Annotated in this window: 22 protein-coding genes and 1 pseudogene; 12 read left to right on the plus strand and 11 right to left on the minus strand. The window is 71.3% G+C overall.

All coding sequences use genetic code 11. The features are described from left to right. The first annotated feature begins 1 nt into the window (after window position 1). From CLM62_RS41355 to CLM62_RS41385, 7 genes are all read left to right on the plus strand, one after another. Window positions 2–4,171 carry a non-ribosomal peptide synthetase gene (locus tag CLM62_RS41355; protein ID WP_095755028.1) on the plus strand — a complete coding sequence of 1,390 codons (4,170 nt, stop codon included), beginning with the start codon at window positions 2–4 and terminating at the stop codon, window positions 4,169–4,171. Then, window positions 4,168–4,404, plus strand: a complete 237-nt coding sequence (locus tag CLM62_RS41360) for an acyl carrier protein (RefSeq protein WP_095755029.1) — start codon at window positions 4,168–4,170, stop codon at window positions 4,402–4,404. The genes CLM62_RS41355 and CLM62_RS41360 overlap by 4 nt, the downstream gene beginning before the upstream one ends. A 121-nt stretch (window positions 4,405–4,525) precedes the next feature. Continuing rightward, window positions 4,526–5,317, plus strand: a complete 792-nt coding sequence (locus tag CLM62_RS41365; RefSeq protein WP_095755117.1) for a TauD/TfdA family dioxygenase — start codon at window positions 4,526–4,528, stop codon at window positions 5,315–5,317. Window positions 5,318–5,385: 68 nt separating this feature from the next. Beyond that, complete coding sequence (locus CLM62_RS41370; protein ID WP_095755030.1) at window positions 5,386–5,898, plus strand: peroxiredoxin-like family protein; 513 nt, start codon at window positions 5,386–5,388, stop codon at window positions 5,896–5,898. Continuing rightward, a complete protein-coding gene (locus tag CLM62_RS41375; RefSeq protein WP_218835666.1) occupies window positions 5,895–6,260 on the plus strand; it encodes a rhodanese-like domain-containing protein in 366 nt (121 codons plus the stop codon). The genes CLM62_RS41370 and CLM62_RS41375 overlap by 4 nt, the downstream gene beginning before the upstream one ends. Before the next feature lie 74 nt (window positions 6,261–6,334). Continuing rightward, window positions 6,335–7,114 (plus strand): enoyl-CoA hydratase/isomerase family protein, encoded by a 780-nt coding sequence (locus CLM62_RS41380; RefSeq protein WP_095755031.1) that lies wholly within the window; start codon window positions 6,335–6,337, stop codon window positions 7,112–7,114. 5 nt (window positions 7,115–7,119) lie between these two features. Next, window positions 7,120–8,547, plus strand: coding sequence for an asparagine synthase-related protein (locus tag CLM62_RS41385; RefSeq protein ID WP_095755032.1), 1,428 nt, complete (start codon window positions 7,120–7,122; stop codon window positions 8,545–8,547). A gap of 27 nt (window positions 8,548–8,574) precedes the next feature. On the opposite strand, the gene argJ is transcribed toward CLM62_RS41385, so the two are convergent. Further along, window positions 8,575–9,738, minus strand: a complete 1,164-nt coding sequence (gene argJ, locus CLM62_RS41390; protein WP_218835668.1) for a bifunctional glutamate N-acetyltransferase/amino-acid acetyltransferase ArgJ — start codon at window positions 9,736–9,738, stop codon at window positions 8,575–8,577. A 270-nt stretch (window positions 9,739–10,008) separates the two neighbouring features. Here argJ and CLM62_RS41395 point away from each other — a divergent pair, with 270 nt between their 5' ends. Then, complete coding sequence (locus CLM62_RS41395) at window positions 10,009–10,746, plus strand: bifunctional DNA primase/polymerase (protein WP_095755034.1); 738 nt, start codon at window positions 10,009–10,011, stop codon at window positions 10,744–10,746. Window positions 10,747–10,774: 28 nt separating this feature from the next. On the opposite strand, the gene CLM62_RS41400 is transcribed toward CLM62_RS41395, so the two are convergent. The 6 genes from CLM62_RS41400 to CLM62_RS41425 all read right to left on the minus strand — a co-directional run bounded on the left by CLM62_RS41400 (window position 10,775) and on the right by CLM62_RS41425 (window position 17,198). Further along, window positions 10,775–11,776 carry a hypothetical protein gene (locus CLM62_RS41400; RefSeq protein WP_095755035.1) on the minus strand — a complete coding sequence of 334 codons (1,002 nt, stop codon included), beginning with the start codon at window positions 11,774–11,776 and terminating at the stop codon, window positions 10,775–10,777. Then, window positions 11,736–12,608 carry an iron uptake transporter permease EfeU gene (gene efeU, locus CLM62_RS41405; protein WP_095755036.1) on the minus strand — a complete coding sequence of 291 codons (873 nt, stop codon included), beginning with the start codon at window positions 12,606–12,608 and terminating at the stop codon, window positions 11,736–11,738. The genes CLM62_RS41400 and efeU overlap by 41 nt, the downstream gene beginning before the upstream one ends. A 3-nt stretch (window positions 12,609–12,611) precedes the next feature. Next, window positions 12,612–13,874: an iron uptake transporter deferrochelatase/peroxidase subunit gene (gene efeB / locus CLM62_RS41410; RefSeq protein WP_095755037.1), complete on the minus strand. Its 1,263-nt coding sequence runs from the start codon at window positions 13,872–13,874 to the stop codon at window positions 12,612–12,614. A 10-nt stretch (window positions 13,875–13,884) separates the two neighbouring features. Further along, on the minus strand, window positions 13,885–15,042 hold the full coding sequence (efeO, locus tag CLM62_RS41415) for an iron uptake system protein EfeO (RefSeq protein ID WP_095755038.1): 1,158 nt from the start codon (window positions 15,040–15,042) through the stop codon (window positions 13,885–13,887). Between the two features lie 201 nt (window positions 15,043–15,243). After that, window positions 15,244–16,098 carry a heme ABC transporter ATP-binding protein gene (locus CLM62_RS41420; protein WP_179382455.1) on the minus strand — a complete coding sequence of 285 codons (855 nt, stop codon included), beginning with the start codon at window positions 16,096–16,098 and terminating at the stop codon, window positions 15,244–15,246. A 14-nt stretch (window positions 16,099–16,112) separates the two neighbouring features. Further along, window positions 16,113–17,198, minus strand: a complete 1,086-nt coding sequence (locus tag CLM62_RS41425; protein WP_095755039.1) for an iron ABC transporter permease — start codon at window positions 17,196–17,198, stop codon at window positions 16,113–16,115. A 111-nt stretch (window positions 17,199–17,309) separates the two neighbouring features. On the opposite strand from CLM62_RS41425, the gene CLM62_RS41430 reads away from it, so the two are divergent. After that, window positions 17,310–17,954 carry a PhzF family phenazine biosynthesis protein gene (locus CLM62_RS41430; protein ID WP_095755040.1) on the plus strand — a complete coding sequence of 215 codons (645 nt, stop codon included), beginning with the start codon at window positions 17,310–17,312 and terminating at the stop codon, window positions 17,952–17,954. A gap of 78 nt (window positions 17,955–18,032) precedes the next feature. Here the strand turns inward: CLM62_RS41430 and CLM62_RS41435 are convergent, their stop codons facing one another. Together CLM62_RS41435 and map are read right to left on the minus strand one after the other, a co-directional pair. Beyond that, window positions 18,033–18,680, minus strand: a complete 648-nt coding sequence (locus CLM62_RS41435) for a heme oxygenase (biliverdin-producing) (protein ID WP_095755041.1) — start codon at window positions 18,678–18,680, stop codon at window positions 18,033–18,035. Between the two features lie 142 nt (window positions 18,681–18,822). Then, window positions 18,823–19,680 carry a type I methionyl aminopeptidase gene (gene map, locus CLM62_RS41440; protein ID WP_095755042.1) on the minus strand — a complete coding sequence of 286 codons (858 nt, stop codon included), beginning with the start codon at window positions 19,678–19,680 and terminating at the stop codon, window positions 18,823–18,825. Window positions 19,681–19,737: 57 nt separating this feature from the next. Here map and CLM62_RS41445 point away from each other — a divergent pair, with 57 nt between their 5' ends. Beyond that, a complete protein-coding gene (locus tag CLM62_RS41445; RefSeq protein WP_095755043.1) occupies window positions 19,738–19,968 on the plus strand; it encodes a hypothetical protein in 231 nt (76 codons plus the stop codon). Window positions 19,969–19,980: 12 nt separating this feature from the next. On the opposite strand, the gene CLM62_RS41450 is transcribed toward CLM62_RS41445, so the two are convergent. Both CLM62_RS41450 and CLM62_RS41455 read right to left on the minus strand, forming a co-directional pair. Beyond that, the gene (locus CLM62_RS41450) at window positions 19,981–21,288 is read right to left on the minus strand and encodes an MFS transporter (RefSeq protein WP_095755044.1); all 1,308 of its coding nucleotides are present in this window, start codon (window positions 21,286–21,288) and stop codon (window positions 19,981–19,983) included. 124 nt (window positions 21,289–21,412) lie between these two features. Further along, window positions 21,413–22,018 carry a hypothetical protein gene (locus CLM62_RS41455; RefSeq protein WP_095755045.1) on the minus strand — a complete coding sequence of 202 codons (606 nt, stop codon included), beginning with the start codon at window positions 22,016–22,018 and terminating at the stop codon, window positions 21,413–21,415. Window positions 22,019–22,142: 124 nt separating this feature from the next. Between CLM62_RS41455 and CLM62_RS52420 the strand changes: the two are divergent. After that, window positions 22,143–22,334: pseudogene (locus CLM62_RS52420) on the plus strand (exo-alpha-sialidase); the annotation flags it as partial. Between the two features lie 37 nt (window positions 22,335–22,371). After that, the gene (gene npdG / locus CLM62_RS41465; protein ID WP_095755046.1) at window positions 22,372–23,082 is read left to right on the plus strand and encodes an NADPH-dependent F420 reductase; all 711 of its coding nucleotides are present in this window, start codon (window positions 22,372–22,374) and stop codon (window positions 23,080–23,082) included. Window positions 23,083–23,131: the final 49 nt, after the last annotated feature.

A 23,131-nucleotide genomic window follows, 5' to 3' on the forward strand; every position in this document is an offset into this window, starting at 1 on the left:
GATGGCCGAGACCGCGACCGAAGCACCCTCCGACTGTTCGAGGACCGAGTCACCCTCCGACCGTCCTCCGACCGAAGCACCCTCCGACCGTTGCCCCACCGAGTCACTGAGCCCCATCCAGCGCGCCTACCTCGTCGGTGACCAGGAAGGGCTCGAACTGCGCGGACCCGCGCGGTACTACCTGGCGTGCGATCTCGACCCGGCGTGCGTGCCCGGAATCGACGACCGGCTCAAGCGGCTGGTACGCGCCAACGGCATCCTGCGGGTGAGCGCCTCCGCCGACCTGTCGCTGGCCGTGCTGCCCGAGGACGCCGCCCGGCGGACCGGGGTCGAGGTCCGCCGGGTCGCCGACGCGGAGTTCGACGCCGCCAACGACTCACAGCGCCGCACGTTCACCTCCGACGCCTTCGCCTTCGCCGGATGGCCGCAGTGCCAGGTGGTCGTGGTGGCCTCGGAACACCGTGCGCGGCTGCACCTCTGCTACGCCCTGTGGCTCATGGACGCGGCGTCGCTCGACCTGTTCCTCGCCGGACTCGTCGCGGACCGCGGCACCCCGGGCCTCGAGGGCACCCCGGACACACAGACGGCCGTACGGACTCCGGCGCGGGCGGGCCGCCGGGACCGCTCCGCACGGGACCGCCGGTTCTGGCGCGAGCGTGCCGCGACCCTCGCCGACGCCGCGGAGCTGCCGCTGCGGCCCAACTGGCGGCAGGCCGGCCCCGGTGTGTCACACCGCACGGTCACCGTGGAGGCGGCTGTGGCGGAGCAGGTCGCCAAGACGGCGCGCGAGTACGGGCTGACGCCCCCGATGGTCTACCTCGCGGCCTACGGCGCCCTGCTCGGCCGGACCGCAGGCCAGGCCGCCCACACGCTCACCGTGTTGTACTCGCGGCGCGTGCACCCGTTGACGTACGGCACGCTCGGCAACGACGGCACCACGATGCCGCTGGAGGTTCCCGCGTCGACCGGGCGGAGCTTCCTGGAACTCGCCCGGACCGTGCAGAGCCGCTTCCTGGGGCAGGCCGTGCACGGCTCGCTCGGCGGAGCGGAGATCGCGCGGCTCGGCGACCCCGGTGCCGATCCCCGCCGGCTGCCGTACCCCCTCACCTTCACGGCGCTGGAAGCGGACGGGCGGGGTGAGGAGGCCCTCGGTCTCCGGCGGCGCTGGGACGACGTCCAGCTGAGGGTGCCTCAAGTGCTGCTCGACCACCAGGTGTTCCTGGAATCGGACGGACGCGTCCGGCTGGGCTTCGACTGGCGCACCGACGCCTTCGACGCCGGGTTCGTCGAGGACTTCGCGGACCAGTACACGGCCTTCGTCCTGGAACTAGCGCCCCGGCAGGCAACGTTCGTCCCGTCGCGACGCCCGGCACGTACTCTCGCCGCACCGGCCGAAAGCCCAAGTACGTCCGGTCCATCGACGGAGCCTTCCGGCCGGCACGCCGAGAGCACGCACCGACTGCGGTCTTCGGCCGCTGCGCGGCGGGCGCTCCTTGACGGGCAAACGTTGCCTGCCGGGGCACTAGCCGCCGACGACGAGCGCTGGACCCGCGTCCCCGGACGCACCACGGACACGCCGCCGGTGCGGCAACAGGCCCCGGCCGCCCCGCGGTCGGTACCGGGCCGCGCGGACGGCATGGTGGGCGGCACGGCGGGCGGCACGCTGCATGAGCGGGTGCTGCTCCGCGCCGCCGACACCCCCGAGGCGCCCGCCGTGCACGACGCACACGGCAGCCTCACCTACGGCGAACTGGTCACCCACGCCTCCGCGCTCGCGGACCTGCTGCTCGCCACGGGCGCGCGTGCCGGGGACCGGGTCGCCGTCCAACTGCCGCGCGGGCGGGGACAGGTCGTCGCCGTCCTCGGCAGCCTGCTCGCCGGGTGCGTCTACATCCCCCTCGATCACGGGACGCCGGACGGACGTCTGGACAGCATCGCGCGGCGCGGCGGCGTACGGTTCGCGGTCACCGAGGGGCGGCAGGCCGCCGACGACCGCTGGCGCGACCGCGGTGTGACACCGCTCGCCCTTCCGGCCCCGGGCGCGCGGGTGGCCCGCTCCGGTGACGGCGGCGACACCACGGCGTACATCATCTTCACCTCGGGTTCGACCGGCGAGCCCAAGGGTGTCGTCATCTCGCACCCGGCCGTCCTCAACACCATCGACGCGGTGAACGACCGGCTCGGCCTCGGTCCGGACGACCGCGTGCTCTCGGTCTCCTCCCTGGGTTTCGACCTCTCGGTGTACGACGTCTTCGGGCCGCTGCTGTGCGGTGGCTCCGTGGTGATGCTGTCGGAGGAGACCGCCAGGAACCCCGCGGCATGGACGGAACTCATCGCGGCACACGGCGTGACGGTGTGGAACTCGGCCCCGGCACTGGCCTCGCTGCTGGCCGAGGAGCGGACGGCCACGCCGACCGTGCGGGCCTTCCTGCTGAGCGGCGACTGGATACCGCTCTCTTTGCCGGCCGCCCTCGGACGTCTCGCGCCCGACGCGGAGGTCATCAGCCTGGGCGGGGCCACCGAAGGCTCCATCTGGTCCATCTGGCACCGGATCGACGAGGCCGACCGCACGGGCCGCTCCATCCCCTACGGCAAGGCCATGCCCGGCCAACAGATCCTGGTGCTGGACGCCGACGGCCGGGAGTGCCCGGACTGGCACATCGGCGCCATCCACATCGCCGGAGCGGGCGTGGCGGACGGCTACGCGAACGACCCGGACAAGACCCGGGCCGCCTTCCTCGACGATCCCGTCTTCGGCCGGATGTACCGCACCGGGGACCGCGGCCGCCGTCACCCGGGCGGCGTCGTGGAGTTCCTCGGCCGCACCGACACCCAGGTCAAGCTCAACGGGCACCGGGTGGAGCTGGGCGAGATAGAGCACGTCCTGCAGCACGCGCCCGGCGTACTGCGCTGCGCGGTCAGCGTCCGCGGCGAGGCCCGCCGCAAGCGGCTCGTCGGCTGCGTGACCCTGGCGGCGGACGCCCCGGCCACCTGGCGACAGGACGCCCACACCGCGCTCCGGGACGCACTGCCGCCGTACATGGTCCCGGACGCGCTCATCGAGCTGGATTCGATCCCCCTGACCTCCAACGGAAAGGTCGACCGGCGCCGTCTGGAGACCCTGCCGCTCGACGAGGCCACCGCCACGGACACGCCGGCCCCCCGGGCCCTGGACCTGCACGGCCGTGAAGTGGCGCTGTGCTGGCAGGAGGTGCTGGGCGACCCCCCGGGCGCGGAGAGCTTCTTCGAGGCCGGCGGCGGTTCGTACGACGCGATCCGGCTGCTGTCGCTGCTGCGCGGCAGGTTCGGCTACGACGTGCCGTTCGGCGCGTTCATGGCGGACCCGACCGTGACCGGCCTGGCCGCGCTGTGCCAAGGGGCGCGCACCTCGGGCAGCCGGGGCGTGTGGACGTACCGGCCGCGCGCGAGCGGCACACCCGGGCTACGGCTGGTCCTCTTCCCACCGGTGGGCGGCGGAGTGTCCTGTTACCACGGCCTGATCCGAGCGCTGACCGGCGACGTCGACGTCCATGTCATCGGCTTCGACGGTCCACTGCGCGACATGCGGGGCGAAGCGTCGGGCGGAACGTCGGTCGTGGTGCCCGGCGAAACGCCGGGCGGACGCCCCACCCTGGCCGCGCTCGCCCGCCGCTGTCTCGAACAGCTCCCCGCCGGGTCCCTGTCCGACGGCGTGCCGCACGTCTTCGCCGGCTGGTCGTTCGGCGGGGCCCTGGCCTTCGAGGCCGCCCGGATCTGCGGTACCCCGGTGCGCCGGGTGGTGGTCGTGGACACCCCGGTCTCCGCTGCCGCCCGAGGGGGCGGCGACGAGCCCTTCGAGCCGTCACTCGACGGTTTCCTCCGGGACGTCCGGGAGACCAGCGGCGTACAGGTCGAGGCCGAGGAGGCCGCCACGGACCCGGCGCTGCGCGGCCGGTTCGAGGTGTACCGGCAGAACATGACGCTGCTGCGCGACTGGGAACCGACTCCCGCGCCCGTACCGGTCGTGGAGTTCAGGGCCGTGGACGGCCCGGCCGAGCCCGACGCCGGGGCCTGGAGCGAAGTCGCCCGCGTCGAGGCGTCGGCGCCGCTGACCGGCGGGCACTTCGATGTGTTCGAGGGGGACAACGTGCGGCGCGTCACAGACGCCATCGAGGAGGGGGAGACCCGATGACCGACGCCATGGTGCGTACCGCCATCGTCGAGGAGCTGAAGGCCCGCGGCTACGCGGTGCCCGAGTCCGGGCAGCAGCTCGATCTGGTCGGCCTCGGCGTCAACTCGGCCGCACTGATCCAGATCCTGTCCGCGCTGGAGGACACCTTCGACGTCGACCTCGACGTCGAGCAGCTGTTCTCGGAACCGGTGACGGTGGCGCGGCTGGAGGCCCAGATCGCGACGCTGCTCTGACCGTCCCTCTGTTCCACCACAGCAGGCATCACCCACACAGACGCCCAGACGCCCAGACACACCTAGAGAGGGACAGCCCGTGTCCGTGAACGGCAGCCTCCAGACGTTGACCCCGTCCGGCATGGGGGCACTCATACCGTGGAGCTCGGACGGCTCCGACGGCTCCATCCCGGAACTCGCCCAGCGGGCCAAGCAGGCCGCGCTGCACCGCGGATGCGCCCTCGTCCGGGGCCTGACGCTGGACGAGGACGCCTTCAAACTGCTGGTCCGCTCGCTGGGCGACACCGCGGACCACAGGTTCGGCGAGGGCCAGGCCGATCTGCTCAAGCTCAACGCCTCCCGCGAGGAGGGCAAGATCGTCACCGGCCGCGGCCCGCTGCCGCTGCACACGGACGGTCTGCTGGTGGGGTCGCGGGTGGACCTGATCATCCTGTACGCGGCGGAGTTCTCCGACGCCCCCGGCTCCGGTGAGACGTACGTCAGCGACCAGCTCACCGCCTGGCAGGAGATGCCCGGGCATCTGCGCCGCGTGCTGGACGAGTACGAGATCGAGTACCTGGTCACGGAGCGCGGGTACTTCCCGACGGTCCCCGAGGACTGGTACGCGATCCCCGCCACCCGCGACTACGGCCGCGTCAGGTCCCTGAACCTGGCGACCGCCTTTCCGCCCGACGTCACCCCCCGCTCCTGGGACGTGCGGGTCAAGGGCATGGAACCCGGGCTGTCCGACCGGTTCTTCGCCGAGCTGGACACCTTCCTCCGGTCCGAGCGGTACGCGTACACCCACCGGTGGGAGGTCGGCGACCTGCTGATCATCGACAACCAGCGGACCCTGCACGGCCGGACCGCCATCAGCCCCGGCGGCACCCGCGTCCTCTTCCGCGGCCAGCTGACCCTCTCCGACACCCCGTAGCCCCGAGCCCACTCCCGCCCACCTCCACAGGCACCCCTCCGCAGGCGCCCATCTCCACAGGAGCCGACATGCTCAAGCCCCGCCAGCCCGTGCCCGCCCTCGACGTTCCGCTGGCCGACGGCGGCCGCTGGGTGCTCGCCGAGCAGCGCCCCGACCGTTTCAGCCTGGTGGTCTTCTACCGGGGCGTGCACTGCCCGATGTGCAAGGCGTACGTGACCCAGCTCGACTCCCTCGTCGACAGCCTGACCGAGGTCGGCGTGACCTCCGTCCTCGCGGTGAGCGGGGACGACGAGGCCCGGGCCCGGCGGGCCGTCGACGAGTGGGAGATCAGCCGCGTCCCCCTCGGTTACGGGCTGAGCCCCGAGTCGATGCGGGAATGGGGGCTGTACCGCTCCAAGGCCATCAAGGAAGGCCAGCCGAACGAGTTCAGCGAGCCCGGCCTGTTCATCGTCCGCCCGGACGGCACGCTGTACGCGTCGGTGCTGGGCACCCTGCCTTTCCTGCGGCCGCACCTCGACGAGGTCGTGGAGACCATCCGCTGGGTCAACGAACACGACTACCCGGCACGGGGCGAGCTGTGAGCCCCGGCGACGGCACCTCGCCCGCGCCCGAGCCGTCCGGCTTCGCCGTCACGCCCGAGCAGCTCAAGGAGATGCTCGACCGGGGCGACGCGATCGACCTCATCGACATCCGCGAGCCCTACGAGTGGGACATCGTCCGCATCCCCGGCGCACGGCTGGTGCCCATGGGGCAGTGGCTGAGCGGGGAGGCCCTGGCCGGCCTGCGCCGGGACCTGCGGCCCGTCTTCTACTGCCGGACCGGCGTCCGCACGCTCGACGTCCTCGCCGTGGCGCGGCGGGCCGGGTACGCCGATGCCGTCCACCTGGAAGGCGGAGTCGTGGCCTGGGCGAACCGGATCGACCCCAGCCTCCCGGTCTACTGACCCGGCTCCGCGCCGCCGCACGACCGTTCCGTACACCGCTTCGCACACGAACAACAAGAATTCGGGAGAACACGATGTCAACCACCGACGCCGTGACGGCGAGCATGGAATGCGAGATCCTGCCGGGCGGGGTCGCTCGGGTGGAGTTCTCGCAGGCGCACGAGCAGAACCCGTTCAGCCGGGCGCGGATGCGCGAACTGAGCGCGCTGATGCACACGCTGGACGCCGACGACGACGTGGCGTCGATCGTCCTGTACGGCGGTGCCGGCCGCTCCTTCGGGGCCGGCGGGGACTTCCACGAGGTCTCGGAGTTCTCCGGTGGCGACGAGGTCGACGCCTGGATCGACGACATCACGGACCTCTACAGCACCATCGCCGGGATATCGAAGCCCGTCGTGGCGGCCATCGACGGCTATGCCATCGGAGTCGGCCTGCAGATCGCCCTCTGTTGCGACCTGCGCATCGGCAGCCGGGCCGCGACGCTGGTCATGCCCGAGTTCCGGGTCGGCATCGCCTGCAACTTCGGCGGTTACATGCTGGAGACCGTGGTGGGCCGCGGCGTCATGCAGGAGATGCTCTACACCTGCGCCGAATGGCCCGCCGAGCGGGCCCTCGCCGACCGGCTGCTCCACGAGGTCACTGACCCCGACGAGCTGCTGGAGCGAGCCCTGGACCACGCCCGGCGCATCGCCTCGTACACCAGGGCCGCCGTCCAGTCGACCCGTTCCCGGGTCAACGGCCCGTTCGTCGAGGGTCTTCAGCGGGTCCGGGACGAGGGCAAGCGCTCGCACCGCACCGCGTTCTCGGCGGGCGAGGCCCAGCAACGCATGCGCCGCGTCATCGGAAAGGTCTGAACCACATGACTCCGCTGAGCAAGTGGTGCGTGGTCGGCAACACGCCGATACCGGACCTGGCCCCGCTCGCCCGAAGCGCCGACCTCGACGGCCTGCACGCCTACTATCGGGGACCCGACGACGCCGTACTCCCCGACGGGCCCTTCGCCCTGGACGTACGGAGCCTGACCCTCCATCAGGACGCACGGCACGAGGACCATCGCTCCTTCCTGCGCGTCGAGCCGGAGACGGTCACCGTCCGCGTCTCCCCGCTCAACGAGGATCCGGTCTACTACGCGGTGAACCGGCTGCGGGGCCTGTTCGTCTACTTCACGGACCTCCTCCTCGCCCCGCTCGTCCTGCCCGCTCTCGGCAGGTCCGTCGAGATCACGCGCACGCCCCCCGTCCACGCGACGGACACGCCGCTGCTCGGCGTCAGCCGACTGCCGTACGGCGTCCTGACCAGGACGCGGCGGCGGGGCGGGACATGGCTGACCGACGCGAGCGACGAGTACGACCCTCTCGCCGGCTTTCGCGCGCCCCACCGGGACGACCCGCTCGCCGCCGGAGAGGCCCAGATCGAGGCGCTGACGGCGGAGATCGAACGGATCGACAGGGCCACGCCCGACGGGACCCGCTACGCCACCCTGCTGTCGGGCGGCATCGACTCCGGGACGGTGACGTACCTGGCGGCGACGTCGGGGCTGTCCGTCACCCCGTACAGCGTGGGCACTCCCTGGGGCGACGAGCTGGCGGACGCCGCCGAGTTGTGCGCGGAGCTGGGCATCGGTCTGGAGCCCGTGCAGCTGACCGAGGACCAGATCGTGGCGTCCATCCCGGAGGCCGTCCGCTGGCTGGGCGTGACCGAGCCCGAGGTGGTCGAGGTGGCGCTGACGGCCACAACGGTGCAGCGGCTCGGGGCGATCCCCGAGGACCGGGTGCTGCTGACGGGATACGGGAGCGATCTGATCAACGCGGGCCTCTACCGGCCGTACGACCACCGGGACGAACTGATCGAGCAGGTCCTCACCGCCGTCGACCGCACCCGGTACAGCAACGAGCTGTCCAACCGGATGCCGCTGGCGTACGGAACCGCCACGCACCACCCGTTCTGGTCCTGGCCCGTGATGCGGGTCGCCCTGGAGACCGCGCCCGAGTGCAAGGTCAGGGAGGGACGCGAGAAGTACCATCTGCGGGCCGCGATGGGCACCCGGCTCGCCGAGCCCATCGCCTGGCGCAGGAAGATCGCCGTGCACCACGGCGGGGGCCTGCAGCAGGGGGTGATCCGCCGTCTGGAGAAGGAGACGGGCACCGAGGAGCGGGGGCGGTTCTACGCCGCCTGCTTCACGGAGCTGGTGCTCCGGGCGGCCGGTGGCGAACTGGAGCCCGCCGACCCCTGGTCCCTGTTCGAGGCGGCGGTACGCCGGGTGCGGGACGGGGCCGACGGGCGGTGAACGGCTCGTGCGCGGCCGGTGGGCGGGTCAGGTGGTGTAGTCGGCGTTGATCTTGACGTACCCCTCGGTGAGGTCGCAGCCGTAGACGGTGAAGGCGCCGTCGGCGATGCCGAGATCGACGCGGATGACGATCTCGTCACCGGCGAGGTACCGCGCGGCCTGCTCCAGCAACTCGTCGCTCGGCTCCTCCGGGTGCATCAGGAGGTCGTCGTACTGGATGCGGACGCGGTGCGGCTCGATGTCGGTCTCGTCGTCGAGCTTGCCGATGGCCATCGCGACCCGGCCCCAGTTGGGGTCGGCGCCGTGCACGGCGGTCTTGACCAGGGGGGAGTTGACCACGCTCTTGCCCACCCGCTTGGCCTGGGCCTCGTCCCGAGCCCCGGTGACGTGCACCTCGATGAGCTTGCTGGCGCCCTCGCCGTCGGAGGCGATGTCGCGCACGAGGTGCAGGGCCACGTCGTACAGGGCCCGCTCGAAGTCGGCGAGGTCCACCGGGCCCGCGAGGCCGTTGGCGAAGATCGCGGCGGTGTCACTGGTCGACGTGTCCGTGTCGATGCTCAGCGCGTTGAACGTACGGTCCATCACTCGCCGGAAGACGGCGTCGAGTTCGGCGGCGGGGATGTCCGCGTCGGTGAAGAAGAAGGTCAGCAGGGTGGCCATGTTCGGCTCGATCATGCCGACGCCCTTGGCGATACCCGTGACGACGGCGTCACCGCAGGGCGCGCTGACGTATTTGGCGCGGGTGTCGGTGGTCATGATCGCCTTGGCGGCCGCCGCGTAGTCCGCCTCGGGGAACGGCCAGGCCAGGGTGGACAGGCCCGAGCGGATGTCCTCCATGGGGTACGGGCGGCCGATCACGCCGGTGGAGCCGATCACCAGCTCCTCGGGGTCGATCCCGACGATCTCGGCGACCCGCCGGCGCATCTCGGCGGCGTTCTCCGCGCCGATGCGGCCGGTGGCCACGTTGGCGTTGCGTGAGAGGACGACCATGCCGCGGGCGCGCTGTTGGGGCGCCGCGTCACGGCTGAGCACGACGCTCGGGCCCGCGAAGCGGGACCGGGTGAACACCGCCGCCGACCGGGCAGGCACCTCGGAGACGACCACCGCGAAGTCGTCCTCGAGGTCTTTGAGCCCCATGTTCTTGGTGATGCTCCGGAAACCCCGCGGGGCCTTTGCCGTCGCCTGCACGATCCACCGACCTCCTCCGGCGACCGATCGGTGCTGCGTCCGGCGCAGCACATCCGGTCCCCGATGAACCAATATGCGCCCTAGCGTATCTGCCTCCACAGCTCGCGATCGGGCCGCTTCGGGGCAGTCTGCCGAAGACCGTGGATCCGATGAGCCAGGAGTTCCGAACAGAAGAGCTTGCGGGTGAGCCGCGGGGCCCTAAGGCCCCCCGGAGCGCGGGATGGTGGGACCATAGGGCATGCTGTTCCGCACGACGGCGAGGCGAGGGGATAGATGAGCGCGGAGTTCGGCGGCCGCACCGGCCGGCAGGGCAAAATCTCCCAGTGGCTGCGCGGACGCCGCCCGAAGGAGGCCGCCACGGACGGCGGCGGCCGTGAGGCCCTGCTGCTCGCCGCCGCCGAAGCGGGACTGCCCCTCGCGCCCGCCGCGTATCCCACCCACGACTACCGCTGTTCCTGCGACCGCGTCGGCTGTCCCACCCCGGCCCGGCACCCGGTGTCGTTCGCCTGGCAGACCCAGTCCACGACCGACCGCGCGCAGATCGAGCGCTGGGCCCGGCACCAGCCGCAGGCCAACTTCATCACCGCGACCGGCATGGTGCACGACGTCCTCGACGTCCCCCTGGAAGCCGGCCGCGAGGCGCTCGAGCGGCTGCTCGCCTCCGGTATCGACGTCGGCCCGGTCGCCGAGAGCGACGACGGCCGCCTGCTCTTCTTCACCCTCACCCGCGGCACCCCCGAGGAAGAGGACGAGTGGTGGCCCTGCGAACTGGACTGCCACCCCGAGACGATGGACGAGCACCCTGGCCTGCGCTGGCACTGCCGCGGCTCCTACGTCCTCGTACCGCCCGCCCGGCTCCCCGGTGACGACCAGTCGGTGCACTGGGTCCGCGGCCCCGAACACCCGCTGCCCGACCCGCTGACCCTGCTGGAAGTCCTCACCGACGCCTGCGCCCGCCACGCCGGCCAGGAGCCGGACCACACACACGCGGCCTGGCCCCTGCGCCGGTAGGGCCTCAGGCCCCCAGGCGGGTAAGGCTTCAGCTGCCCTGAGCCGCCGTCAGCCCTTCGATCCGGCCCAGGATCGACACCTCGCCGTCGCCCGCGCTCTTCTTCGGGTCCAGGGCCACCTGGTTGGAGACGTACTCCGTCGTGAGCGACTGCTTGATCTCGCCTTCCGTCAGGGCCTGCACGCCCTCGGCCTGGGTGGGGATCGACGCGCCCGGCGCGGCCGTCTGCTTCTGGAAGCGGCGGATGGCGAAGAACACCAGCGCCCCGCCGTCCGTGGTGCGCAGCGCCAGCGGGGCGTAGTCGCCGTCGGCCAGCGGGTCGTCGAGGTACTGCGTGGCCAGACCCGGTTTGCGGGACTCCTTCTGCCGCTGCTGGCGCCACCCGTCGGTGTGCGTGCCGGGCGCGAAGCCCTTTCCGCCGCTCTTCAGGTACGCCACGTAGTCCTGGCTCAACTTGCCGGGCTCGGCGGCGAATTCCGTGGAGTTCGCGGGCACCGCCTCGGCCCAGCCGTCCGCGTCCTTCTTGAACTTCGGTACGTCTTCGGGGGAGACCAGCGTCAGATACGCCACCTGCCACGGATCGTCCAGGGCGCTGCGGGTGAACACCAGCAGCCAGCGCACGTCGCCGCCCTTGTTGCCGCGCGCGTCGGCGACGAACCAGCGCGGCCAGCCCGCCTTCTTCGGGATCGTGTACGTCGCGTCCGTCAGCCTCAGCGGCGTGTGCGCCGGATTGCCCTCGGGATTCGTGGCGTGGCCGGCCTTCAGCCGCGCCGCGTCGATGGCGCCGAGGGCGCCGGTGACGTGGTCCGCGTCCAGGGAACTGTCGTAGGCCTTGTCGGCCGCGTTGTACGCGGATGTGAACTGCTCGAGTGCCTCGGCGGCCTCCGCCCGGGTGGTCGCCGGGAGCACTTCCCGCTCCCCGTGCACCACCACGCAACCGCTCGCCGTCAACGACAAAGCGGTCACTGAGGCCGCTATCAGTGCGCTCCGGTCAAGCCTGCGGAGCCTTAGAGGGCCGCGATCCCTGCTCATCAGGTTCCTTCACCTTCCCCTTCCCGGAGGCGAACCCTACCGGGGCGAGGAAGAGCGCGAGCGTCGGGATCAGGTACAGCAGCCACACCGTGACCTGGAGGACGGTCGGATCGGGCTGGAAGTTGAAGACGCCCTTGAGGAGGGTGCCGTACCAACTGTCCGGCGGGATGGTGCCGCTGATGTCGAAGGCCTTGTTCGGCAGGCCCGGAATCCAGTCGGCCTCCTGGAGGTCGTGGAAGCCGTACGCCAGTACGCCCGCGGCCACGACGACCAGCATGCCGCCGGTCCACGTGAAGAACTTGGCGAGGTTGATCCTGAGCGCCCCCCGGTAGAACAGCCAGCCGAGGAACACCGCCGTCAGGATGCCGAGGGCGACGCCGATCAGCGGGCGCGGGGTGCCGTCGCTCGCCGCGTGCACGGACGCCCACACGAACAGGGCGGTCTCCAGACCCTCCCGGCCGACCGCGAGGAACGCGGTGGCGACCAGGGCGCCGGTGCCCATCTGCAGGGCCGCGTCCAGCTTGCCGTGCAACTCGGACTTCAGGTGCCGGGCGGTGCGCCGCATCCAGAACACCATCCACGTCACCAGGCCGACCGCGAGGATCGACAGGGTGCCGCCGAGCGCCTCCTGGGCCTCGAACGTCAGCTCCTGGGAGCCGAATTCGAGCGCGGAGCCGAAGCCGAGGGCGAGGGCGACCGCGACGCCGATGCCGATCCAGATGGGCCTCAGCGCGTCCCTGCGGCCGGTCTTGACCAGGTAGGCGATGAGGATGCAGACGACGAGGCTGGCTTCCAGGCCCTCGCGCAGACCTATCAGATAGTTGGAGAACACGGGCTACGCCTCCTCGGTCAGCAGTGTGCTGCCCCACCAGTCGTCCTCGCCGCGGACGCCGGGCGGGATCGCGAACACCGCGGAACCCACGTGCTGGATGTACTCGTTGAGCGTGTCCGTGGCCAGGTTGCGCTGGATCTGCACGAACCCCTTGCGGACGTCCCGCTGGTAGGCGAGGAAGAACAGGCCCGCGTCCAGGCGGCCGAGGCCGTCCGTGCCGTCGGTGAAGGAGTAGCCGCGCCGCAGGATCGTCGCCCCGTGGTTGGAGTCGGGGTGCGCGAGCCGGACGTGCGCGTCGGGCAGCATCGCCTTCAGGAACGGCTCGTCACGCTCCTTGGCCTTGCCCACCGGGGCGCCCTCGCCCTTGTCGCGGCCGATGATGTCCTCCTGCTCCTGCAGCGAGGTGCGGTCCCAGGTCTCGATGTGCATCCGGATACGGCGGGCTACGAGGTACGAGCCCCCGGCCATCCACTCCGGCCCGTCCTTCTGGTCCACCCACACGAACTTCTTCAGCCGGTCCGTCTCCGTCCCCGCGATGTTGCGGGTGCCGTCCTTGAAGCCCATCAGGTTGCGCGGGGTCTGCGCCTCGGGCGTCGTCGACGAGGTCTTGCCGAAGCCGAGCTGGGACCAGCGGATGACGACCTTGCCGAAGCCGATGCGGGCGAGGTTGCGGATGGCGTGCACGGCGACCTGGGGGTCGTCCGCGCAGGCCTGGACGCACAGGTCGCCGCCGCTGCGGTTCTTGTCGAGGTTGTCGCCGGCGAACTTGGGCAGGTCGATGAGCGCCTCGGGCCGCCGGTCCTGGAGGCCGAACTTGTCGAACAGGGTGGGCCCGAACCCGATCGTCAGCGTCAGCCGCGACGGCTTCAGACCCAGCGCCTCACCGGTGTCGTCCGGCGGCGCCTCGGCGAGCCCGCCGTACGCTCCCTCACCGACCGCCTGCCCGGCGGTCATCTTCCGCGCCGCCTCGGTCCAGTCCTTCAGCATCCGCACGAACGCGGCGCGGTCGTCCGTCGTCACGTCGAACGCGGCGAAGTGCAGCCGGTCCTGCACCGGGGTGGCGATACCCGCCTGATGGGCGCCGTGGAAATCGACCGCGGCGCCCGCCTCGTCACCGGCCGGGGCCGCGTCGTCGGCGGACTCGCCGTTACGGGCCACCGCCACGGCACCGCCGGCCGCGGCGGCACCGAGCGCGAGCCCGGCACCGCCCCAGCCGATCAGCGCACGCCGGGAAGGAGCGGCGGATTCTGCGGAGTTGTCCGTCATGACGGTGTCCCTACTTCACGACGACGGCGGCGGCCAGCTTGGACAGCGGCTCCGCGAGGGCGTTGACCCCGTCCGAGAGCTCCTTGCGGTCGGCATCGCCGACCTTGTCGTACGAGACGAAGTCGTACGACGTCTTGTCCGCGCGGTACTTGTCCAGCAGCGCGTTCAGCGCGGCGAACTGCTTGTCGAGCTCGGTGACCAGCGCCGCGTCGTTCTCCTTCGCCACCGGCTTCAGCAGCTCGTACGACTTCTGAGCACCCTCGACGTTGGCCTTGAAGTCGACGAGGTCGGTGTGCGAGTAGCGCTCCTCCTCGCCGGTGACCTTGCCGGTGGCGACCTCGTCGAGGAGTTCCTTGGCGCCGTTGGCCATGGAGGTCGGGGTGATCTCGGCCTTGCCGACCCGCTTCTGCCAGTCCTTCAGGTCGGTGATCAGCTGGTCGGCGAGCTCCGAGTCCCGGTCGGTGAGCTTCTTGTCCTTCCAGAGCGAGCGCTCCAGGCGGTGCCAGCCGGTCCAGTCCTTCTTCAGGTCCTGGCCCTCCTCCAGGCCGTCCTCCCGCAGGTCGACCTTCGGGTCGATGTCGCCGAAGGACTCCGCGACGGGTTCGGTGCGCTCCCAGCCGATGCGGGAGGGCGCGTAGGCGGCCTTCGCGGCCTCGATGTCGCCGTCCTTGACCGCCTTGGCGAACACCTCGGCCTTCGGCAGCGTCTCGTCGGCCTGCGCTTGCGCGTAGGCGCGGTAGGCGGCGACGGCCTTGTCCAGACGGGGGTCGCGCTGGGCGACCGCGCCGCCGCCGGTGGCCGTGACGGCCTGGCGGATGCCGTCGCCCTTCATGCCGGGCTTGCAGGCGATCTGGTAGTCACCGGCCTTCACCTCGGCGGTGACCTTCTGCTGGGTGCCGGGGCCTATGTTCTCGCGCTCGGTGACGATCCGGTCGTCCGGGAAGAGGATGTAGACCTCGGTGACCTTGGAGCCCTTGTTCTCGATGGCCAGCTCGACATGACCGGCCGGGAACTCCTTCTTCGACACCTCGCACTTGTCGTCCGTGGCCGTCACGTTGATGACTCGGTCACCGCCCGCCGAACTGCCTTTCTCCGTGCAGCCGGTGACGGCGGCCAGCGCCGCCGCGGTCGCGGCTGCGGTGAGAACGGACAATCTGACGGCTCGCATGGTGGCTCCAGGGAATGGCCGAAAAGGATGCGTGACAGGCCTCACATAAGGTGAGCCTCGCCTAACGTACCCAGGGATTTCCTGTGCGATAACTGCCCACGTAGTGATTCAGCTCTCATGGACGGTGTATGAGCACGAGCCGGTCACGGTGACCAAAAATGGACCTCATGTCCAGGTCAAGTGGCGGTCAAGAGGCCTGAGTCAGTCCCGTCGAGGGGTCACCAGGACCTCGCCCGTGCGTGGATGGGGGAGCACCTCGACGGGCTGGTCGTAGACCTCCGTCAGCAGCCGGTCGGAGAACACCTCGGCCGGCGGCCCGGCGGCGGCGATCCGGCCGGCGTGCAGGATCGCGACCCGGTGCGCGTAGGCCGCCGCGAGCCCCAGGTCGTGCAGCACGACCACGACCGCGTCCCCGGCCCGCGCCCGCTCCCGGCACACCCGCAGCACCAGCTCCTGGTGCTTGAGGTCGAGGGCCGCGGTCGGCTCGTCGAGCAGGAGCAGGGGAGCGCGCTGGGCGAGCACCCGGGCGAGCGCGACCCGGGCCCGCTCGCCGCCGCTGAGGGCGGAGAAGGAGCGGGAGGCGAAGGCGGTGACCTCGGTCGCGGCCATCGCCCGGGCCACGGCCGGGTCGTTCTCGTCGGGGGCGACGGCCGCCCAGGGCGCGCGGCCCATCCGGACGACCTCCTCGACCGCGAAGGGAAAGGAGAGCGTGGCGGACTGGGGCAACACCGCTCGCCGCAGGGCGAGTTCGGGCGCGGACCATTCTGTCGCCGGACGCCCGTAAATCCGTACGACACCCGCGGCGGCCGGCAGATCGGCGGCCAGGGCGCCGAGCAGCGTCGACTTGCCCGCCCCGTTGGGGCCGACCAGGGCGAGCACCTCGCCCGCGCGGACGGTGATGTCCACGCCGCGGAGCACCTCGCGGGTGCCGAGACGGACGTACAGGTCCTCGGCGGTGGCGAGCACGTCGCCGGGCTCGGCCGGAGGCGGCGGTGTCGGACGGTTCCGCAGGAGCCTCATGTCCGACAGGAGCCTCACATCCGACAGGAGCTTCATGTCCCGCAGGAGCTTCATGCCCAACCCCCTTGCCTGCGCCGCGTGCGGCGCAGCAGCCAGAAGAAGAACGGACTGCCCAGCAGGGCGGTCAGCACACCGAGCGGCAGCTCGGCGGGAGCGGCGATCGTCCGGGCCGCGAGGTCGGCGGCGAGCAGCACGACCGCACCGCCGAGCGCGCTGCCCGGGATGAGGAAGCGGTGCCCGGGCCCGGCGGCCATCCGCAGCAGATGCGGCACGACGAGGCCGATGAAGCCGATCACCCCGGAGACACTCACCGCGGCGGCCGTCAGCAGGGCGATGACGAACATCAGCAGGATCCGCAGCCGCTCCACGTCCACGCCCAGATGCCGGGCGGGCCGGTCGCCGAGCGCGAGCAGGTCGAGGCGGCGCGCGTACAGCGGCGCGACCACCAGCCCGATCGCCGCGCACGGCAGCACCGCGAGCACCTTGGGCCAGGTGGACTGGGCGAGGGAGCCGAGCTGCCAGAAGGTGATCTGGTTCACCGCCGCGGTGTCCGCTAGGAAGATGAACAGCCCGATGAGCGCGCCGGCGAAGGCGTTCACCGCGATGCCCATGAGGATCAGCGTCACGACCTCCGTACGGCCGGCCGAGCGGGACATCGCGTACACCAGCAGTACGGTGCCGAGGCCGGCGACGAAGGCCATCGCCGGCAGGGTCCACGTGCCGAGGAAGGTCAGGCCGAGCGAGATCGAGGCGACCGCGCCGACCGCCGCGCCCAGGGAGACGCCGATGGTGCTCGGCTCGGCCAGCGGGTTGCCGAACACGCCCTGCATCAGCGCGCCCGCGCAGCCCAGCGAGGCCCCGATGAGCAGCGCGAGGACGATACGCGGGAAACGCACATTCCACAGCACCGACTCGGCGACCCGGTCCAACTCCGCACCACCCAGGCCCAGTTTGTGCTGTACGGAGTCGACCACGTCCCCGACCGGCACAGCGTAGGCGCCGGTCCCGGCGGCGACCGGCACGAGCACGAGAAGGCCGACGACCATTCCGGCGGTCAGCAGCCAGGCGGCGGAGTGCCGTCTGCGCGGCGGCACTTCGGCCGGCGCGTCCTGCGCGGCCTTCTCCAGTACGGTCATACCGGCATCCCCCTTGGCGGTGTGAGCTTAGGTTAGCCTTGCCTCTTCTGGCTCGGGTGTAGCCTCCAGGTCGGCACCACCGCCGGGCAACTCTCAAGGCACAATGCCCGCGTGACTGACTACGACGTACTCCGTGTCTTCTGCGGAGCGAACGGCGGATACGGCAACGAGCTCGGTGTCGTCCGGGACGGCTCGGTGATGCCGGACCCGGCGGAGCGGCAGGTGTTCGCGGGCAAACTCGGTTTCAGCGAGACGGTGTTCGTGGACGACCCCGAGCGCGGCATCATCGACATCTACACGCCGACCCTGCGCCTGCCCTTCGCAGGCCACCCCTGCGTCGGCACGGCCTGGCTCCTCGACGTGCCCGAACTCGTCACGCCGGCCGGGGTGGTGGGCGCCCGCCTGGACGGCGAGTTCAGCTGGATCGAGGCGCGGGCGGAGTGGGTGCCGCCGCGCACCCTGCGCCAGTACGCCACGGCCGCCGAGGTCGACGACCTGCCCGTCCCGCCGCCGGGGGAGTGGATCTACGCCTGGGCCTGGGAGGACGAGTGCGCCGGCCGGATCCGGGCCCGCGCCTTCCCGGGCCGCGACGACGGCATCGAGGAGGACGAGGCGACGGGCGCGGCGGCACTGCTGCTGACGGATCGGCTCGGGCGGGCTCTCAACATCACGCAGGGCACGGGATCGCAGATCCTGACCGCTCCGCAGCCCGGGGGCTGGGTGGAGGTCGGCGGACGCGTGTTCCTGGAACGCTGAGAGCGCTGAGGGCACGGGCGCAGAGAGGACCGAGAGCGCTGAGGGCACGGACGCTGAGGGCACCGAGAGCGCCGAGTCTCAGGCGCTCACCGGAAACTCCGCACTCAGCGCCCGGAACATCCCCAGGTTCAAGTCGAACGCCCGCTTGCACTCCGCGACGATCCGCTGCTTCTCCAGGTCGTCCGCCCGGACGCTGTCCAGCAGCTCCCGATAACCCCGCTTGAACGCGGCGGCGTTGGGGATCTCCTCGAAGACGTAGAAGCGGACCCCGTCGCCCTTCCTGGCGAAGCCCCATTCCTTCTCCGCCCTGTCGCGGACGATCTGGCCGCCGGAGAGGTCGCCGAGGTAACGCGTGTAGTGGTGGGCGATGTAACCGGCCGGCCACCGCTGCGCGCACTCGCGCACCCGCTCCGCGTACTCCCGCGTCGCCGGCAGCGCGGACAGCCCCGCACGCCAGTCCGGCCCCCGCAGATGCGCCAGATCGCTCTCCAGTGCGCTCAGCCGGAACAGTTCGGGCCGGATGAAGGGCCCCGCCACCGGGTCGGACGCCAGCCGCTCCGCGCCGGCCTCCAGTGCCTCGTACACGAACCACAGCTGTTCGGTGTAGCGCGCGTACGCGTCGACGCCGAGCCTGCCGCCGAGCATGTCGCTCATGAACGTCGAGGTGTTCGCCTCCACGTGCTGCTCCTGGGAGGCGGTGCGGATGACTGTCGAGAAGGAGTCCATGAGCCCAGATTTTCTATGGTTAGCCTTACCTAAGTCAACGCCTTTGCCGACTCTCTGTCGGTAAACAAGTACCCAGAATCTCCATCGATCCCACACGCAAAAGCCCACCCTCCGAGGAGAGCGGGCCAGGGCAGGCGCGGCGCTACGGCAGGGTCAGAATCTCCGCCCCCGTCTCCGTCACCACCAGCGTGTGCTCGAACTGCGCCGTCCGCTTCCGGTCCTTCGTCACGACCGTCCAGCCGTCGTCCCACATGTCGTACTCGTGCGTCCCGAGCGTCAGCATCGGCTCGATCGTGAACGTCATCCCGGGCTGGATCACGGTCGTCGCGTGCGGGCTGTCGTAGTGCGGGATGATCAGCCCGGAGTGGAAGGAGGAGTTGATCCCGTGGCCCGTGAAGTCCCGGACCACCCCGTACCCGAACCTCTTCGCGTACGACTCGATGACCCGGCCGATGACATTGATCTGCCGGCCCGGCTTGACCGCCTTGATCGCGCGGTTGAGGGACTCCCGGGTCCGCTCCACCAGCAGCCGCGACTCCTCGTCGACCTCACCCACCAGGTACGTCGCGTTGTTGTCGCCGTGCACCCCGCCGATGTACGCCGTCACGTCCAGGTTGACGATGTCGCCGTCGCGCAGAACCGTGGAGTCGGGGATGCCGTGGCAGATGACCTCGTTGACCGAGCTGCACAGGGACTTGGGGAAGCCGCGGTAGCCCAGCGTCGAGGGGTAGGCGCCGTGGTCGCACATGTACTCGTGCGCGACCTTGTCCAGTTCGTCGGTCGTGACACCCGGCGCGATCAGCTTCGCCGCCTGAGCCATCGCCTGCGCGGCGATCCGGCCGGCGACGCGCATCGCCTCGATCGTCTCGGGCGTCTGCACCTCCGGCCCGGTGTACGGAGTGGGCCCGGGCTTGCCGACGTACTCGGGACGGCGGATGTTTCCGGGCACGGAACGGGTGGGGGACAGCTCCCCTGGTACGAGCAGCGACTGGCCAGACATGTGAGTGAGTCTAACGAGGCGGCGTGGGGGAACATGTCCGTGGCGAAAGGAGCCGTCATGGCCCTGTTCAAGAAGCGCACGGCCGGAAAGCCGGGCGAGTGGTACTACTGCCTCCAGCACAAGAAGGTCGAGGAGGGGCCGGAGTGCCCGGCCAAGGACCGCTTCGGGCCGTACGCCACCCGCAAGGAGGCCGAGCACGCGATGGCGACCGCCCGCGAGCGCAACCTCGAGTGGGAGAACGACCCGAAGTGGCACGACGCCCCGGCGGCGGGCCGGGACGAGGACTGATCAGCCACCTGATCAGGCACCGGCCTGTGCGGCTGCCGCGCGCTGTTCGCGCAGCCGCACCGCGTGCTCGTTCGTCCGCACGTCGTACGTCATCAGCTTCGGCAGGCACAGGGCCAGCAGCCCCACCGCGCCCACGCACAGCAGCCCGCCCGACCAGATGGACGTCCGCACGCCCCGCCAGGCGGCCATGGCGCCCACCCGGACCTGGCCGAGTTGCGGCCCCACCGAGTACGACAGCAGCTCGATCCCGGCGAGCCGGCCGCGCAGTTCGTCCGGGATCGTCTGGTTCCACATGGCCGCCCGGAAGACGCCGCTGACCATGTCGCAGGCGCCGCCGACGGTGAGGAACAGCAGCGCCAGCCAGACGTTCCCGGAGACACCTGCGGCGGCGATCGCCACGCCCCACAGCGCGGCCGAGAGCACCACGATCCGCCCGTGCTTGTGCACCCGCGAGGTCCAGCCGCTGGTCAGGCTCACCAGAAGCGCCCCGGCCGGGATGGAGGCATACATCAGGCCGAGCGACCACTCGGCGTCCAGCTCGTCCGCGAGGAAGGGCAGTACGGCGAGCGGCATCGCGAAGAGCATCGCCGCGATGTCGATGATGTACGTGCCGAGGAGTTCCTTGCGGCTCCAGGCGTACCGGGCGCCTTCGAGGATGGACTTCAGGGACGGCTTGTGCGCCTCGTGGGAGGCGGGGGAGGGGGCCAGCCGGACGCAGAACACCACCGAGACGGCGAAGGTGAGCAGGTCCACGGTGTAGGCCCAGCCGAGCCCCGCGAACGCGACGACCACGCCCGCCAGCGCCGGGCCGGCGACGCCGCCGACCTGCCAGCGCAGCGAGTTGAGCGAGGCCGCGGCCGGCAGGTGCTCGTGGGCCACGATCCGCGGCATCAGCGAGTCCAGCGCGGGCCGCTGCACCGAGCCGAGCGCGGAGGAGAACGCGGCGACGAGGTACAGCGGCCAGACGGCGGGGCTCGGCATCACCGCGTTGACCAGCATCACCACGCACAGCAGTCCCTGCCCGGCCTCCGTCCACACGATCAGCTTCCGCTTGTCCCAGGCGTCGGCGAGGGCACCGCCGTACAGCCCGAACACGATCATCGGCACCAGCTCCACGGCCCCGAGCGCCCCCACCGCCGCCGCGGACCCGGTGAGCTCCTTGATCTGCACCGGAAGCGCGACGAAGGTCAGAAAACTCCCGAAGTTCGTGATCAGCCCCGACAGCCAGAGCCTGCGAAAGTCGACGGAGGCCCGCCAGGGGGCGAGGTCGGGGAGGAGGGCGCGGAGCCCGGAGGGGGGTTCGGGGGTGGCGTCGGTCACGAGGGGCCATGGTTCGGGGGAGCGGCGGTGGCGAGCAAGCGCTTTTTGCCGGGCCCGCACTACGACGACGGAAAACCGGCCGCCCCTGACGGCGGGCGATCGGCTGGGCTGTGGGCGGGACAGGTCACCAGCTGGCAGGTGGCGGTGCCGTCAGTGCGTCCATCAGCCTCGACAGCCTGTCCCGGAAACGCCGGCGGCCCCCGGAGGGAGACGGCAGGGAGTTCTCCCCGGCCGCCGCGCTGACCAGGTGTTGCACGGTGTCGAGGTCCAGTTCGGCGCCCTCCGGCACGGTCAGCGACTCGTGTGCCATCGCCGTCAGCTCGCCCCCGCCGTCCCCGAGGGCCAGCACCGCCGCCCCGGCCCGCCGGGCATCATGCACCCGCTCCAGCAGCGCGGCACCCGGTCCCTCCGGCGATACCACGAGCAGGGTCTCGCCGCGCCGGGCCCCGGCGAGCCGCCCCAGCCCGACCGCCAGATGGGCCGGATCCGACGGGCGCGGGTCATGCCGTACGAGTGTCGGGGCCAGCTCCGGCGTGCCCGACCACGCGGCCTCGTCCACCAGGTGCGCCGCCAGATGCCACGGCTCGTAATCCGCCGTGCCGACCAGCAGCAGCCCCCCGCCGTGCGACACCACCGACCCCCGCAGCGCCCCCGCGAACCGCCGCGTGGCCCCCAACCACTGCGTCCCGGCGAGCACTTCGCGCAACAACGCGACCCGTACGGCATCCATGGGACCGCATCCTGCCCCAACCGGCCGTTCGTGACCCCCAGTTCACCCCGAATTCGCCCAACTTGGGCAAAGAATCGAGTCACTGTCCAGCAAGGAGTCCGATCATGCCGACCGCCACCGTCCCCTGACGATCCGCGCCTCCACCGACGGCGGCACCACCTGGCGCCCGGCGTTCACGGTCGACGGCCTGCCCGCCGCCTACTCCGACCTCGCTCGCATCGACGCCGACACCGTAGGACTCCTCTACGAGACGGGCGACTTCGGCGCGTACGAGACGATCAGCTTCCGGCGGGTGCCCGTGACGGAGCTCACCTGAGACTTTCCGGCGCGCGGGGCGGACGTAAAGTCGGCCCATGACCTCTACCGATACCGACAGTGCACAGAAGGCCCCCGCCAAGGACCCCTGGGACCTCCCCGACGTCTCCGGGCTGGTGGTCGGCGTGCTCGGCGGGACCGGCCCGCAGGGCAAGGGCCTCGCCTACCGGCTCGCCAAGGCCGGCCAGAAGGTGATCATCGGCTCCCGGGCCGCCGACCGCGCCCAGGCCGCCGCCGACGAGCTCGGACACGGCGTCGAGGGCGCGGACAACGCCGAGACCGCGCGCCGCAGCGACATCGTGATCGTCGCCGTGCCCTGGGACGGTCACGGCAAGACCCTGGAGTCCCTGAGCGAGGAACTGGCGGGCAAGCTGGTCGTCGACTGCGTCAACCCGCTCGGCTTCGACAAGAAGGGCGCCTACGCGCTGAAGCCGGAGGAGGGCAGCGCCGCCGAACAGGCCGCCGCCCTGCTGCCCGACTCCCGGGTCACCGCCGCCTTCCACCACCTGTCGGCGGTCCTGCTCCAGGACCCCGAGGTCGACGAGATCGACACCGATGTGATGGTCCTCGGCGAGGTGCGGGCGGACGTGGAGATCGTCCAGGCCCTGGCCGGCCGCATCCCCGGCATGCGCGGCATCTTCGCGGGGCGCCTGCGCAACGCCCACCAGGTGGAGTCGCTGGTCGCCAACCTGATCTCGGTCAACCGCCGGTACAAGGCGCACGCGGGGCTGCGGGTCACGGACGTATGAGCCGATGGGGGACACTGGTCGGCACCAGCAGTGCAGCAGTGTCCCCCGA

This window comes from Streptomyces sp. SA15, assembly GCF_002291145.1.
GTDB lineage: Bacteria > Actinomycetota > Actinomycetes > Streptomycetales > Streptomycetaceae > Streptomyces.

Bases quoted from the DNA above. Each gene is read 5' to 3' on its own strand.
- CLM62_RS41355 (WP_095755028.1), top strand. From the start codon at position 2: ATGGCCGAGACCGCGACCGAAGCACCCTCCGACTGTTCGAGGACCGAG.
- CLM62_RS41360 (WP_095755029.1), top strand. From the start codon at position 4,168: ATGACCGACGCCATGGTGCGTACCGCCATCGTCGAGGAGCTGAAGGCC.
- CLM62_RS41365 (WP_095755117.1), top strand. From the start codon at position 4,526: ATGGGGGCACTCATACCGTGGAGCTCGGACGGCTCCGACGGCTCCATC.
- CLM62_RS41370 (WP_095755030.1), top strand. From the start codon at position 5,386: ATGCTCAAGCCCCGCCAGCCCGTGCCCGCCCTCGACGTTCCGCTGGCC.
- CLM62_RS41380 (WP_095755031.1), top strand. From the start codon at position 6,335: ATGTCAACCACCGACGCCGTGACGGCGAGCATGGAATGCGAGATCCTG.
- CLM62_RS41385 (WP_095755032.1), top strand. From the start codon at position 7,120: ATGACTCCGCTGAGCAAGTGGTGCGTGGTCGGCAACACGCCGATACCG.
- CLM62_RS41395 (WP_095755034.1), top strand. From the start codon at position 10,009: ATGAGCGCGGAGTTCGGCGGCCGCACCGGCCGGCAGGGCAAAATCTCC.
- CLM62_RS41400 (WP_095755035.1), bottom strand. From the start codon at position 11,776: ATGAGCAGGGATCGCGGCCCTCTAAGGCTCCGCAGGCTTGACCGGAGC.
- efeB (WP_095755037.1), bottom strand. From the start codon at position 13,874: ATGACGGACAACTCCGCAGAATCCGCCGCTCCTTCCCGGCGTGCGCTG.
- efeO (WP_095755038.1), bottom strand. From the start codon at position 15,042: ATGCGAGCCGTCAGATTGTCCGTTCTCACCGCAGCCGCGACCGCGGCG.
- CLM62_RS41420 (WP_179382455.1), bottom strand. From the start codon at position 16,098: ATGAAGCTCCTGTCGGATGTGAGGCTCCTGTCGGACATGAGGCTCCTG.
- CLM62_RS41425 (WP_095755039.1), bottom strand. From the start codon at position 17,198: ATGACCGTACTGGAGAAGGCCGCGCAGGACGCGCCGGCCGAAGTGCCG.
- CLM62_RS41435 (WP_095755041.1), bottom strand. From the start codon at position 18,680: ATGGACTCCTTCTCGACAGTCATCCGCACCGCCTCCCAGGAGCAGCAC.
- map (WP_095755042.1), bottom strand. From the start codon at position 19,680: ATGTCTGGCCAGTCGCTGCTCGTACCAGGGGAGCTGTCCCCCACCCGT.
- CLM62_RS41445 (WP_095755043.1), top strand. From the start codon at position 19,738: ATGGCCCTGTTCAAGAAGCGCACGGCCGGAAAGCCGGGCGAGTGGTAC.
- CLM62_RS41455 (WP_095755045.1), bottom strand. From the start codon at position 22,018: ATGGATGCCGTACGGGTCGCGTTGTTGCGCGAAGTGCTCGCCGGGACG.
- npdG (WP_095755046.1), top strand. From the start codon at position 22,372: ATGACCTCTACCGATACCGACAGTGCACAGAAGGCCCCCGCCAAGGAC.